We start from the raw sequence: 14576 nt of genomic DNA on the forward strand, positions 1-14576 counted from the left end.
TCACTAAATCATATTGCCTGCAGGATAGTTATTTTCAGCGGCTCAAATGTTTGCTATTTTAGACCTTAATAACAATAACGATTTTGCATGGATTCGAATTTGTCTGAAACTGCTAAGAAAACCCTGAGTGGTGGCCAACGCCTTCTCGAAGTGGGATTAATTTTTACCACTGTCTTCGCTATTTTTCTGGTCGTTGCCTTATTAACCTTTGATCCCCGTGACCCAAGCTGGTCACAAACGGGCTATCATGCTGCCGTTAATAACGCCGGTGGAGCAATTGGCGCTTACTTAGCAGACATTATCTTATTCAGTTTTGGACGTATCGCTTACACTTTACCTTTTGCTGTCGCGTTAATTGGATGGTTGTTGTTCCAACGCATTCGCTATTTACTGGAGATAGATTTCTTCACCCTGGGCCTTAAATTTATCGGCTTCTTGATGCTTTATATTGGCTTAACGTCAATCTGGAGTATGAATGCCGACGATATTTACGAGTTTTCTGGTGGCGGTCTTATCGGCGATCTTATCTCCAATGCGCTATTACCTTATCTTAATTTTGTTGGTACCAGTTTATTTCTGGTATTACTGACAACCTCAGGCTTTGTATTTTTAACCGGTGTTTCTTTTTTAACTATCGTTGATTGGCTCGGCGCTCAAGCGATTTCAGTCGTTATGGCGCTTGTTAGTGGTATGGCGAAACTAAAACATTCGTTTTCATCATCACCACTGGAATTGGAAACTGCAGAAGGTTTGCTTGAATCAGATGAGCTAGATGAAATCGTTGCAACAGCGAAGAAAAAGAAAACTAAGGCAAGTAAAAAAGAAACCAATGCGATCGATAATGTCGACGACATTGAAGGTATTGAAGATTTTGCGCAAACATCTAGCGGTCTGTCGGCAAGCGATGAACAACTGGCTGCAAGGTTTTTCGCGCCAGACCCTGCTATGCAGGAAAATACTGCCGAGGAGCCGTTTATTGATATCGATGATATTCTTGATGAACCGTTGGTTGGCCATATTGACCAAAACATTTCCGACGATGAAATCGATGCGGCTTTCGCGCCGGTAGAACCGATTGCACCGTTTGATGATCAACCGGCCGTTGCAAATACCAAACCAACGCCACAACAGCCTGCTGTTGCAAAAGCACCTGCGGCAAGTGCCGGTTTTGATAAATATGTGGGCATGCCTTCTATAGAGTTGTTAGATCGCCCGGATAAAAACGAAAACCCAATTAACCAGGAAGAGCTTGATATGGTTAGCCGCCTGGTTGAAGCAAAGTTATTAGACTTCTCGGTACAGGCACAAGTTGTAAATGTATTCCCTGGTCCGGTTATCACCCGTTTTGAACTGGATTTAGCCCCTGGTGTTAAGGTCAGCAAAATTAGCAATCTATCTAAAGATTTGGCCCGTGCGTTATCCGCTATCAGCGTTCGAGTGGTTGAGGTCATTCCTGGGAAATCGGTTATTGGCCTTGAGCTTCCGAATAAGCACCGCGAAATTGTACGCCTGTCTGAAGTTATTAGCTGTGATTTGTTTACTAAATCAAGCTCACCTTTAACTATGGTGCTTGGTAAAGATATTGCCGGTGACCCCATTGTGGTTGATTTAGCAAAAATGCCACACTTATTGGTTGCCGGTACTACAGGTTCCGGTAAATCCGTTGGTGTGAACACTATGATCCTGTCTCTTCTGTATAAATCAACGCCAGAAGATGTGCGTTTGATTATGATAGACCCGAAAATGTTGGAATTATCTGTATATGAAGGGATCCCGCATTTGTTGGCAGAAGTAGTTACCGATATGAAAGAAGCCGCCAATGCACTGCGTTGGTGTGTCGGTGAGATGGAACGTCGTTACAAGTTAATGTCGGCCATGGGGGTTCGTAACTTAAAAGGTTTCAACCAAAAGGTAGAGCGGGCTATTGCCGAAGGTAATCCGCTGACCGATCCTCTTTGGAAGCCTGGTGACAGCATGGATGAAACTGCGCCGCAGTTAGAAAAGCTTCCTGCGATCGTTGTGGTTGTCGATGAATTTGCCGACATGATCATGATTGTTGGTAAGAAAGTCGAGGAACTGATTGCCCGTATCGCGCAAAAAGCCCGTGCTGCCGGTATTCATTTGATTTTGGCAACGCAACGCCCATCGGTAGATGTCATTACCGGTTTGATTAAAGCCAATATTCCTACCCGGATGGCGTTCCAGGTTTCATCCCGTGTAGATTCCAGGACCATTTTGGACCAGCAAGGTGCGGAACAGTTATTGGGGCAGGGTGATATGTTGTATCTTCCGCCAGGTACCGGTGTTCCTACTCGTGTCCATGGTGCATTTGTAGATGATCATGAAGTCCACGCGGTTGTCAATGACTGGAAATCCCGTGGCACGCCAAACTACATTGATGAGATCCTGTCCGGCGAAACCAACGCCGACAACTTATTGCCTGGCGAACAGGCAGAGACGGAAGAAAGCGAACTCGATGCGCTGTACGATGAAGCTCTAGCTCATGTTACCGAAACCCGCCGAGCCTCTATTTCTGGTGTTCAACGTAAGTTCCGTATCGGTTATAACCGTGCGGCACGAATTATCGAGCAAATGGAAATGAGCGGTGTGGTGAGTTCTCCAGGACATAACGGTAACCGCGAAGTATTAGCGCCGCCGCCGGTAAAAAACTAATTTTTAGTTAAACTTTTTAACAACTTCAGTTTCCAAAGAATCATAAACCATTAAATATTTAGCCAATGATAAGGTTGTAATTTTGATCAAATTTAAAACATTGCCCCTGTTAACATCGACATTTTTTATCGGTTCACTAGCCGTTAGCTTCAGCGCAATGGCTGAAGATGTAAAGCAGCAACTGATGGCCAAGCTGGAAGTAGTTGGTGGTTTTAGCGCCAATTTCACACAGGTTGTCAGTGACGCAGATGGCAATGAATTACAACAGCAATCCGGTGTATTGAAAGTACGCCGTCCGAATCTAATTTATTGGGAAACGCTTGAGCCTGATGAAACCTTAGTGGTGAGCGATGGCGAAACGTTATGGTTTTATAATCCATTTGTAGAGCAGGTATCGGCGTTTAATGTCTCTAACGCCGTTGCTAACACACCAATTCTGTTACTAAGCGATACCGACGAGAGTTTGTGGCAGGATTACAAAGTAACGGCTAAATCCGGCTCTGATGAAGGCTCTTACTATTCCATTGCATCTCTTGATGAAAACGCCCAGGTGAAAACCTTAGATCTTTCGTTTAATGGTGATCAATTGACGTCTTTTACCATTGAAGATGCGACTGGACAATTCAGTAAATTTAACCTGAGTGACGTATCCTCCGACCCATTACCTGAAAAAGAGCAGTTTAACTTTACCCTTCCTGAAGGGGTGGACTTTGATGACCAGCGATAATGGTAATTTAAGTTTTGACTTAGATTCTCAAGATTTATTTGCGCCGCTTGCGGCGCGAATGCGTCCTATCCACCTGGACGAATATATCGGTCAGGAGCATCTGTTAGCGCCGAATAAACCGCTTCGTCAAGCTATAGAGCAAGGATTGGCTCATTCATTAATCTTCTGGGGACCACCTGGCACCGGTAAAACCACGTTATCTGAACTTATTGCTCGTTATGCGGATGCGGATATCGAGCGCCTGTCGGCAGTAACATCAGGAGTTAAGGACATACGTCAGGCCATTGACCAGGCGAAACTTAACGCTCAGGCAAAACAACGACGCACCATCTTGTTTGTGGACGAGGTACATCGATTCAATAAAAGCCAGCAAGATGCGTTTTTACCTTTCATTGAAGATGGCACCATTACCTTTATCGGTGCAACTACAGAAAACCCATCTTTTGAGTTAAATCAGGCCTTGCTTTCTAGAGCCAGGGTTTACGTACTCAAATCATTAACGCCTGAGCATCTGCAAGAGGTAGTTGGCCGAGCACTCAATAACAAAGAAAAAGGTTTCGGCAAGCTGGATATCGAATTGTTATCGGATGCACGAGATAGTCTGATTGCTTTAGCCAATGGCGATGCCAGACGAGTGCTGAATTTATTAGAGATATGCGTTGATTTAGCCGACCAAGGTGAAAGCAAGCGTGTTATTGATGTTGCGACGGTACAGCAGGTAGCGGGCGATAAACAGCCGCTATATGACAAATCAGGCGACCATTTCTATGACCTTATTTCCGCCTTTCATAAATCGGTACGTGGCTCTGACCCTGATGCAGCGCTGTATTGGTATTGTCGGATCTTAGAAGGAGGTGGCGATCCCTTATATGTTGCTCGTCGTCTGTTGGCGATTGCCAGTGAAGATATTGGTAATGCCGACCCTCGGGCATTACAAATTGGTTTAAATGCCTGGGATACGTTTCATCGCGTAGGTCCAGCCGAAGGTGAAAGGGCTATTGCGCAAGCGACGGTATTTATGGCGTTAGCGCCAAAAAGTAATTCCGTGTACCGCGCCTTTAAACAAGCCCGACTTATGGCTAAAGATACCGGAGATCTAACCGTACCTTTGCACCTTAGAAATGCGACATCAAGTATTACCCGTGAGCTGAGTCATGGTAAAGAGTATCGCTATGCCCATGATGAAGCCGGTGCCTTTGCCGCTGGTGAAGTTTATTTTCCAGAAGCGCTAGCCGGGACTCGTTTTTATGAACCGTGTGAACGTGGGTTAGAAAAAAAGCTTAAGGAAAAGCAGGAATATTTGACGGCGTTAAATCAGCAATCCGGGAAGCGCCGCTATGATTAGTGCCTGGCAAACTTATCTGTTTGTCGCCATAGGTGGTGCCTGTGGTGCCAGCCTGCGCTATTTTATTTCACAAATGGTATTGATTTGGCTCGGAAAAGGATTCCCTTTTGCGACATTGCTAGTTAATATCACCGGTTCGTTATTAATGGGTTTCCTGTATGGGTTGATTCAGCAGGGGATCATTGAAGTCGTGGTATACCGAACCCTGATTGGCATTGGCTTTTTAGGCGCATTCACCACATTTTCAACTTTTTCGTTAGATACTTTGTTGTTAATGCAACAAGGTGAGATAATAAAAGCCATGTTAAATGTTCTTCTTAACGTCGTCTTATGTGTTTTGGCCGCGGCGTTGGGAATGTACTTAGTCGTAAATAAATAACAAGTGAATAATCATGCTTGATGCAAAACTGTTAAGAACAGATCTTGAACATACCGCCGAGCTGTTAGCAAAACGCGGATTTAAATTAGATACCGAACAATTGAATGCGTTGGAGCAGCAACGTAAAGAAATTCAGGTCAAGACTCAGGAATTACAGAGTCAGCGCAACACTCGCTCCAAATCTATCGGTCAGGCGAAAGCCCGTGGTGAAGACATTCAGCCATTATTAGCAGAAGTAGGGCAACTAGGTGCCGACTTAGATGCAGCGAAAGAAGCCCAGGATACTATCCTTGCGCAAATCAATGATATTGCCAGCTCCATACCAAACCTGCCGCATGAATCAGTTCCCGCCGGTGAAAGTGAAGACGATAACGTTGAAGTTCTGACCTGGGGCGAGCCGAAACAGTTTGATTTTGACGTGAAAGATCACGTTGATATTGCAACTGCCATCGATAAAGGCCTCGATTTTGAAAGTGGTGCAAAGCTATCTGGTACCCGTTTTGTTGTGATCCGTGGCCAAATCGCTCGTTTAAACCGTGCTATCGGTCAGTTCATGTTAGACATGCACACTGACGAAAATGGTTATATGGAAACCAGCGTTCCATTATTAGTAAACCACGACTCTTTATACGGTACCGGTCAATTACCTAAGTTTGGTGAAGACCTGTTCCACACCGATTTAGGTAGTAAGAAATTTTCACTAATTCCAACTGCAGAAGTTCCATTAACTAACCTGGTACGTGATGAAATCGTTGATGAAAGCGAATTACCGATTAAATTAACGGCATTGTCTGCGTGTTTCCGCTCAGAAGCCGGTTCTTCTGGTCGCGATATTCGTGGTCTTATTCGTCAACACCAGTTTGATAAAGTTGAATTGGTACAGTTAGTAAAACCTGAAGATTCTTTCAATGCCCTTGAAGAGTTAACCTCCCATGCGGAAAAAGTGCTTCAGGCGTTAGAATTGCCTTATCGTAAGGTGGTACTGTGTACTGGTGATATGGGCTTTAGCGCGACCAAAACCTACGACTTAGAAGTTTGGTTGCCAGCGCAGAATACCTATCGTGAAATCTCGTCTTGTTCAAACATGGGAGATTTCCAGGCGCGTCGAATGCACGCTCGTTATCGTAACAGCGAAACCAACAAGCCTGAATTGCTTCACACCTTAAATGGTTCTGGTTTAGCGGTAGGTCGTACTTTGGTTGCGATTTTAGAAAACTATCAACAAGCTGACGGTTCAGTATTGGTACCGGAAGCATTGAAACCTTATATGGGCGGTATTGAAAAAATCGGTTAATCCGATATTCAATGGCTAATGCTCGAATTTTAGTTTTTGAACGCTAGTTTTCGCGCTTTAGTTTTCGAAAATAAACTTTCTTAAAGGGGACCTTTGGTCCTCTTTTTGTTTCTGTCTCTATGTAAATTATTGATTTGTATAGCGTATTAGGTTGATAGCGTGGTTTTTAGCTCGGGCGCTATGAAGCTGGTTTTCTATTAGTTTGGGGTGATGTGAGAGGTTACGCGTTACGCCCGTTAAGGTTGTTTTAGCGCTAACAGGTATTCCTGACCGGGATACCACTGGGCATTTTGGGTATTGGCTGCCTGGACATTTGCAACTTTCTTATATGCAGTAATCGTGTTTGATGGTGTAGGGGGGTTGCAAGGGGTGTTTACGAAGGTGGAAGTCGAAGGTGGGAGATAGAGTGTCCTGCTAATTTCATTTAACAATAAAAAAGGGAGCGTTGAGCTCCCTTTAAATATCACATAATTAAGCGGTAGCTTCCTGATAAGCAAAGATGTGCTCAGCAAGGTCTAATACCTTGTTTGAGTAACCCATCTCGTTATCGTACCAGGATACAAGCTTCACAAAGGTGTCGCTCATTGCAATGCCTGCTTTTGCATCGAATACAGACGTACATTTCTCACCGATGAAATCGTTAGATACCACTTGCTCTTCGGTGTAATCCAAAATGCCCTTCATTTCATTTTCAGACGCCGCTTTTACGGTTGCACAGATGTCATCGTAACTAGCAGGAGTCTTGAGGTTCAGTGTAACGTCAACTACAGAAACATTAGGAGTAGGTACACGGAATGCCATACCGGTAAGCTTGCCGTTTAACTCCGGAATAACACGGCCAACGGCCTTTGCCGCACCCGTAGAAGAAGGAATGATGTTCTGACCTGCACCGCGGCCACCACGCCAGTCTTTAGCACTAGGGCTATCAACGGTTTTTTGAGTAGCTGTGGTTGCGTGAACGGTTGTCATCAAGCCAGTTTCGATACCGTACTTGTCATTGATAACTTTAACCAGTGGAGCAAGACAGTTGGTGGTACAAGAGGCATTAGAAACAATATCTTCGCCTTTGTAATCGTTAAAGTTTACGCCAGCAACGAACATTGGCGTGCTGTCTTTAGATGGCGCAGACATGATCACATTTTTAGCACCAGCTTCGATGTGCTTGCGTGCGGTTTCGTCAGTTAAGAACAAACCCGTTGACTCAACAACAATCTCAGCGCCAACTTCATCCCACTTCAGATTCGCTGGGTCGCGTTCAGCAGTGATACGGATGGACTTACCGTTTACTACCAATGAATTACCTGAAACTTCTACAGTGCCATTGAAACGACCGTGTGTTGAATCATACTTCAACATGTAGGCCATGTACTCGATATCAATCAGGTCATTAATCGCCACAACCTGCAGGTTTTCGCGCTCCATTGCAGCTCGAAATACTAGTCTGCCGATTCGACCGAAACCATTAATAGCAATTTTTTTCATTACGGTATCCTTAGATAAAAATATTATGTTGTAAAATTACAACAATTTGAGCTTAATTCAAGTGTTTTTTACATTGGAGGGTGGTTTTGTAGTTGTTTTATTAAATATGTAAATATTTATTCGCTAACAATTACATAAACCATGATTTTTATGGCAGAATACGCCCCATTTTCAGGCCGGTAAGCTTTAATTATAGATATTACTGGCGATACCTCCCCAAATTGAATGGAAAAATACATGTCTGACGATTCAACGAAATGTGACATTGGTTTTGTTGGCTTAGGTGTAATGGGTAAAAACCTGGTACTGAACCTGGCTGATAATGGTTACAAAATAGCTGCTTTTGATCTTGATTTTGAAAAGGTTAACGCAGCCATTGAGCAAGATGCTCAAGAGAATCAACAGGGTAGTCCCCGTGTCATTGGTTGTTCTTCTTATACCGAGCTTTTATCTAAGCTTAAAGCGCCTCATCTAATCGTTTTAAGTGTTCCTGCTGGTGAAGTGGTTGATCAGGTTTGCCATAACCTGATTGGGGCAGGTATTCAGCCCGATGATATCGTCATCGATACAGGTAACTCGCTTTGGACTGACACTGTAGATCGTGAAAAGCGTTACAAAGAAAACTTTATCTTTTTCTCATCAGCCGTTTCTGGTGGTGAAGTTGGGGCACGTTTTGGTCCAGCATTAATGCCAAGTGGCAGTGCTTATGCGTGGACACGCGTTAAGCCTATCTGGCAATCGATTGCTGCTAAGGTTGACGCCGAAACCGGTAAACCGTTAGAGCGTACTAAGCCAGGTGAGATCATTACCCATGGTGAAGCATGTGCCGATTACATTGGCCCTGCTGGGGCTGGCCACTATGTGAAAATGGTACACAACGGTATCGAATATGCAGACATGCAAATTATCTGTGAGGCTTATCATGTATTACGTGAAGGTTTAGGGATGAATTGTGATGAGATTGCCGATGTGTTTGCCGAGTGGAATGCGGGCGATCTTAATAGTTATCTGATGGAAATCTCTGTTGAAGTGTTACGTCATAAAGATCCAGAAACTGAAACTGCGTTGGTTGATTTGATTTTAGATAAAGCAGGTCAAAAGGGCACGGGCTTGTGGACTGCAGTAAGCTCGCTAGAAGTAGGTTGTCCGGCACCTACAATTTCTCAGGCAGTATATGCGCGTTCGATTTCCTCTTTTAAGGATTTGCGTCAGCAAACCGCTAAGAAGTTAACGCGTCCACAAAATGAAGCATTAACTGCACAGCAAAAAGCAACATTAGTTACCGAATTACATGATGCGTTATATTGCGCAAAAATCTGTGCTTATGCCCAGGGTTTTCAGCTAATGAAACTCGCTTCTGTTGAACACAACTGGAAGCTTAATTTTGCTTCAATCGCTCGTATCTGGCGTGCTGGTTGTATCATTCGTGCATCTTTCCTGCAGTCGATTACCAAGGCATTTGAACGTGATAGCGAGTTAGAAAACCTGTTACTAGACTCTTACTTTTCTGACCAACTAAGCAAATATCAGAGTAACTGGCGACAGGCAGTAGCGAAGGCAACATTGATGGGGATCCCAGTTGGAGCGATATCAGCGTCATTAGGGTATTACGATTCAATGTGTTGTGAAATCCTTCCTGCAAACTTGTTGCAAGGTCAGCGTGACTTCTTTGGCGCCCATACCTTCGAGCGAGTCGATAAACCAGTCGGCAAAAAGTTTCATGTTGAATGGTCGAAATCGGATCGTCCTATTAAAGCGTTGAACTAGGGCGTTAAACTAAAATCTCAAATTGAAGGAGAAAACCTGATGAGTGACTCAAATGACGATTACAAACAAAAATTGTCGCCAGAGGCTTATCAGGTTTGTCGATTAGGCGCTACCGAAGCGCCTTTCTCCGGCAAATATTGTGATCACTGGCACCCAGGTCGTTATGTTTGTGCCTGTTGCCAGCAACCTTTATTTTCATCAGAAGCTAAATTCGAGTCCGGCTGTGGCTGGCCTAGCTTCAATGCTTCGATACCTGAACAGGTTTCATACCTGCCTGATTATTCACACAATATGGCCAGGACAGAAATACAGTGTAAACACTGCCAATCCCATTTAGGCCATGTTTTCGATGATGGCCCAGCACCCACCCATAAACGCTATTGCGTGAATTCTTTAAGTCTTGATTTTATCCCACTAAGTTTGTGCACAACTCAGAGTTAGGGCCGAGGTTCAGTTACAACATAGATTTTATTGATATAGTCATTCTATATTAATGAAATATAGGGCAGTAAATGGGCCTCTCACTAACTCCCTTCGGGTGAGTTTTAAAGGCATTTATCCTGCGTTACTGATTTTGACAATGGATTAACCATTCTCTGCAATCAAAGCCTTGTCTAAAAGCCTTTAAATTCTCACTGAGTGAGCAATAATTTAATGGGATTGGTATTAGTTCTGACAGTTAATCTCATAACTTTCATCAAGCTTTCAAAATCGTTAGGGAAACCCAAAGAAAATGTCAGGTTAGTCAGCACAAAACCTCTGTTTTCCCAGCTTTACAGTCCTTTTTAAATTTAATTTGTAATTACTAGTGAAAACGCTAGTGTAACCTTTCATAATTAACTACAATGGCGCCCGCTAATAACGAACAACTCAATAATAAAATTCTTGCTAAAACGAGTTGTTCTCGCGCTTTGTTTACTTATTTCAATACCAAAAGGTTTATTACATGAGTCATCACAACGAGGAAATTTATCAAAAGAGCTGGCAGGAACGTCAGGATTTTGCTGAAAAAATGTTACCAATGATCGGTCAGTTGTACCGTAATTTCGGTGTCGAAATTTCCGTTTATGGTCGTCCCCTGGTCAATGCTTCCGCTATCGATATCATCAAAGCTCATAAGTCAGTAGCTATCCACGAAGCAACCAAGCTTAGGTTAAGAGAAAGCTATCCTTTCTTGAAAGCGTTAAGTGAAATGCCATTAAAGCCTTGTAATATCGATGTAGGTAAATTGGCTTACCGTTACATGTTCCATGGCGAAGCCAATGGTTTAAGTATCGAAGAATATCTAAACAAAGAATTACATCCGCTGCAGGAAAAGTTAACTCAGAATGGTCCTCAAGACGTTGTGCTATACGGTTTCGGTCGTATCGGACGTTTATTAGCCCGTCTTCTTATCGAACAAACGGGTCCATCATCTAACTTACGTTTACGTGCCATTGTGATTCGCCCTGGTAAGGACGGCGATTTAGAAAAACGCGCAAGTTTATTACGTCGTGACTCAATCCACGGTGCTTTTAACGGTAGTATTTCAATTGATGAAGAAATGGGTGTTATTAAAGCAAATGGCGCTTACATCAAAGTGATTTACGCCAAATCGCCAGCTGAAATTGATTACACCGAGTACGGAATTAACGATGCGCTAGTTGTTGATAACACCGGTATCTGGACCGATGAAGACGGTCTTGGTCAGCATTTAGAAAGCAAAGGTGTGAAAAAAGTTCTACTAACCGCACCAGCCAAAGGCGACATTAAGAATATCGTTTACGGCGTAAACGAAGATATGATCCTGGAAGAAGATACGATTGTTAGTGCGGCGAGTTGTACGACTAACGCCATCACGCCGGTATTGAAAGCAGTAAATGATCAGTTTGGTATCCGTAATGGTCACGTTGAAACCGTGCACTCTTACACCAATGATCAAAACCTGATTGATAACTATCACAAATCAGAGCGTCGTGGCCGCAGTGCTCCGTTGAACATGGTTATCACCTCTACCGGTGCTGCAAAAGCAGTTGCTAAAGCATTACCAGAACTTAAAGGTCTGTTAACCGGTAACGCTATCCGTGTTCCTACGCCTAACGTTTCAATGGCGATTATGAACCTGAACCTTAAAACCGCAACAGACCGTGATACCTTAAACGATTACCTTCGTTCAGTATCTCTTGACTCGCCATTGCGTCAACAGGTTGACTACACCGCTTCTACAGAAATCGTTTCTTCTGATCTGGTTGGCTCACGATTCGCTGGGGTTGTTGATTCTCAGGCTACCATCGTTGATGAAGAGCGTGCCGTTCTTTACGTATGGTATGACAATGAGTTCGGCTATAGCTGTCAGGTTGTTAAAGTAATGAACAAGATGGCTGGTGTTAAAGTGTTGAGCTTACCAAAAGCGTAACGATTCAAGCTTTTTCGTCGATATAATACCCAAGAGGCGTCTATCAGATGCCTCTTTTTTTTGCTTTTTTTTTCTGGCATACGATCTTAAGGCGATTGACGAAAGTTAATCTTGAGCGGCCGATATTTTTATGAAATAGTGCTCGGGCTCTTTCGGTCTCAATCATTGTTATTACCATTTATTAAATAAAATCATGCCAACTTTTATCCAAATTATAAAAAGTCTTATCTTGCAAGCGGTGATTATTGTCATCGTATTCAATGGTGTATCCGCCCTTAGGGAAAGTGCTATGCTATCTAGCTGGGGCAAGGAGCAGGCACCGGATTTTCATCTGACAACCTTGAATTCTAATATCGTCGATTTGAATCAGGCGATGGGCTCCCGTAAAACCGTACTGTATTTTTTTGCGCCCTGGTGTTCAATTTGTAAATACAGCATTGGTAACCTGCAATCCCTATATGAAAAACACCCTGGCGAGCAAGTACAAATCTATGCCATTGCCTTAGATTATGTCGATGTTCATGAGGTTGAAACCTTTGTTGAAGGACTGGATTTAACCATGCCGGTTTTACTTGGAAATGAGTCGTTAAAGCAGGCTTATCAGGTGTCCGCTTATCCAAGTTATTATGTTCTGGATGGACAGCAGCAGGTGGTTCATCGGTCGATGGGGTATTCTACAGAGCTGGGACTCAAGCTAAGAGCTCTCTAAAATGGTGACAGAGAGCTTTTAACTTTTAATGACGGTTACTAGATCAGGATAGCTGCGATTAAAAGGGCGTTTAATGCCAACCAACTAGCGCCAACAAACTGAGCCGTTTTACCAAACGAGAATTTTTCTTTATTAATTGCAGTGATATCGTCATATCGGATTTCATCTAAAGAGCCTTTTACCGATTCTTCGCCAATCGAGCGCACGATAAATTCATGCACTTCACCATCTTGCGTAGTGATAGCTACATGTTCTCCAACCTTGAGGCTGGCTTTCATCTTCTCATAGGTCGCTAATTCACTCTCATCCACGGAAACCGTGCTTGAACAAGCCGCTAAAAAAGCAGATAAGATGATAATTAATAATTTGCTTTTAAATATGGATCTGAACATTGCTTACTTCCTTTTAAACTTCATTAAATTCAATTAATTGGCTAGAGCAATCTAAATGCAATGGGGATCAGAGTCAATATTGTCGACGCTAATGCTGAAGTATTTTTGTAAATTGTGTCGCCAGGATTACAACGGAGTAATAATTTTACGTTAATTGAACTTCAGTTAACGAAATCCTTTGTGTAAACTCAACAGATTCATTTCTTGTTCGGACAGATACTAATGACCAACAATGCTTCTGCAAATATACAAATCAGCTGTGCTTTCGACAGCGGTAACATTCATGTTGTGAACGCAGCTTCACCCAGTGCTATTCAACTCGAGATCAAAAAAGATAATCAATCAGATTTTTACCAATGGTTTCACTTTAAACTTCATAATCCTGCTCTTGGCGAGCACGTGATGACAATTACCAATGCTGGACAATCTGCCTATGTGGAAGGTTGGAAAGACTATCAGGCGGTAGCGTCTTACGATCGCGAAACCTGGTTTCGGGTAGATACAGAATTTGATGGCCAAAACCTGATTATTAAACACCATCTTGAACATGCATCGATTTATTTCGCATATTTCGCGCCTTATAGCTATGAGCGTCACCAGGACCTTATCCATGAAGCGCAGGAAGCTGATCTATGTGAACTGTCGGTACTTGGACAAACCTTAGATGGCCGCGATATGAGCTTGTTAACAATAGGTGAGGCAGGTGAGGGTAAAGCCAATATCTGGATTACCGCACGTCAGCATCCCGGTGAAACCATGGCAGAATGGTTCATGGAAGGCTTTATCGAACGTTTGTTGGATTTAGACGATGGTGTCGCTAATGCCTTATTGCAAAAAGCGGTGTTCCACCTGGTACCTAATATGAATCCAGATGGCAGCGTCCGAGGCCACTTACGTACTAATGCCATTGGCATTAACCTTAACCGCGAATGGCAAGAGCCCAGCATGGAAAAAAGTCCGGAAGTTTTTCTTGTGCGCGAGAAAATGATGGCAACTGGTGTTGATATGCACCTTGATATTCATGGCGATGAAGCCTTACCGGTTAATTTTGTAGCCGGTTGCGAGGGCGTTCCTAATTATGATCTGCGTCATAAAGCTCTGGAAGATAAATTCAAAGAATTGCTTTGCGCAATAACACCTGAGTTTCAGGATGAAAAAGGCTATCCAAAAGATGAGCCAGGTAAAGCGAACCTGACCGTAGGTTCTAACTGGGTTGGCAACCATTTTAAGTGTCTTGCTTACACGGTAGAAATGCCATTTAAAGATAACGAATTACTGCCAGACCCTATTTTTGGCTGGTCAGATGCTCGTTCTGCAATACTTGGCAAAGATACATTAACCGCTATCTATCATGTGGTAGATGATTTAAGATAAGTTCAATTATTTAGGGCGTTAGATCGAAATAGCGCGCTA

Annotated in this window: 12 protein-coding genes; 10 read left to right on the forward strand and 2 right to left on the reverse strand. The window is 43.2% G+C overall.

Features of this window, described 5'->3' with window-relative positions:
* Window positions 1–99: 99 nt before the first annotated feature.
* The 5 genes from FNC98_RS07960 (at window position 100) to serS (ending at window position 6418) form a co-directional block, all read left to right on the forward strand.
* Window positions 100–2673 carry a DNA translocase FtsK gene (locus FNC98_RS07960; RefSeq protein ID WP_260680602.1) on the forward strand — a complete coding sequence of 858 codons (2574 nt, stop codon included), beginning with the start codon at window positions 100–102 and terminating at the stop codon, window positions 2671–2673.
* A gap of 82 nt (window positions 2674–2755) precedes the next feature.
* On the forward strand, window positions 2756–3400 hold the full coding sequence (gene lolA, locus FNC98_RS07965; RefSeq protein ID WP_143580733.1) for an outer membrane lipoprotein chaperone LolA: 645 nt from the start codon (window positions 2756–2758) through the stop codon (window positions 3398–3400).
* Window positions 3387–4745 carry a replication-associated recombination protein A gene (locus FNC98_RS07970; protein WP_143580734.1) on the forward strand — a complete coding sequence of 453 codons (1359 nt, stop codon included), beginning with the start codon at window positions 3387–3389 and terminating at the stop codon, window positions 4743–4745. The genes lolA and FNC98_RS07970 overlap by 14 nt, the downstream gene beginning before the upstream one ends.
* On the forward strand, window positions 4738–5124 hold the full coding sequence (gene crcB, locus FNC98_RS07975) for a fluoride efflux transporter CrcB (protein WP_143580735.1): 387 nt from the start codon (window positions 4738–4740) through the stop codon (window positions 5122–5124). The genes FNC98_RS07970 and crcB overlap by 8 nt, the downstream gene beginning before the upstream one ends.
* A gap of 13 nt (window positions 5125–5137) precedes the next feature.
* Entirely contained in the window at window positions 5138–6418 is a 1281-nt protein-coding gene (serS, locus tag FNC98_RS07980; RefSeq protein WP_143580736.1) for a serine--tRNA ligase, read from the forward strand.
* Window positions 6419–6889: 471 nt separating this feature from the next.
* On the opposite strand, the gene gap is transcribed toward serS, so the two are convergent.
* Complete coding sequence (gene gap, locus FNC98_RS07985) at window positions 6890–7900, reverse strand: type I glyceraldehyde-3-phosphate dehydrogenase (RefSeq protein ID WP_143580737.1); 1011 nt, start codon at window positions 7898–7900, stop codon at window positions 6890–6892.
* A 237-nt stretch (window positions 7901–8137) separates the two neighbouring features.
* On the opposite strand from gap, the gene gndA reads away from it, so the two are divergent.
* The 4 genes from gndA to FNC98_RS08005 all read left to right on the forward strand — a co-directional run bounded on the left by gndA (window position 8138) and on the right by FNC98_RS08005 (window position 12771).
* Window positions 8138–9667, forward strand: coding sequence for an NADP-dependent phosphogluconate dehydrogenase (gene gndA / locus FNC98_RS07990; protein WP_143580738.1), 1530 nt, complete (start codon window positions 8138–8140; stop codon window positions 9665–9667).
* A gap of 39 nt (window positions 9668–9706) precedes the next feature.
* Window positions 9707–10108 (forward strand): peptide-methionine (R)-S-oxide reductase MsrB, encoded by a 402-nt coding sequence (gene msrB, locus FNC98_RS07995; protein ID WP_143580739.1) that lies wholly within the window; start codon window positions 9707–9709, stop codon window positions 10106–10108.
* Window positions 10109–10613: 505 nt separating this feature from the next.
* Window positions 10614–12062: a glyceraldehyde-3-phosphate dehydrogenase gene (locus tag FNC98_RS08000; protein ID WP_143580740.1), complete on the forward strand. Its 1449-nt coding sequence runs from the start codon at window positions 10614–10616 to the stop codon at window positions 12060–12062.
* Window positions 12063–12351: 289 nt separating this feature from the next.
* Window positions 12352–12771 carry a peroxiredoxin family protein gene (locus tag FNC98_RS08005; protein WP_221932931.1) on the forward strand — a complete coding sequence of 140 codons (420 nt, stop codon included), beginning with the start codon at window positions 12352–12354 and terminating at the stop codon, window positions 12769–12771.
* 38 nt (window positions 12772–12809) lie between these two features.
* On the opposite strand, the gene FNC98_RS08010 is transcribed toward FNC98_RS08005, so the two are convergent.
* Window positions 12810–13163, reverse strand: a complete 354-nt coding sequence (locus FNC98_RS08010) for a hypothetical protein (RefSeq protein WP_143580742.1) — start codon at window positions 13161–13163, stop codon at window positions 12810–12812.
* Between the two features lie 246 nt (window positions 13164–13409).
* Between FNC98_RS08010 and FNC98_RS08015 the strand changes: the two genes are divergently transcribed.
* On the forward strand, window positions 13410–14537 hold the full coding sequence (locus FNC98_RS08015) for a carboxypeptidase family protein (RefSeq protein ID WP_144035509.1): 1128 nt from the start codon (window positions 13410–13412) through the stop codon (window positions 14535–14537).
* The last annotated feature ends 39 nt before the right edge of the window (window positions 14538–14576 follow it).

Origin of the sequence: Thalassotalea sp. PS06 (assembly GCF_007197775.1) — a bacterium.
Lineage (GTDB): Bacteria > Pseudomonadota > Gammaproteobacteria > Enterobacterales > Alteromonadaceae > Thalassotalea_A.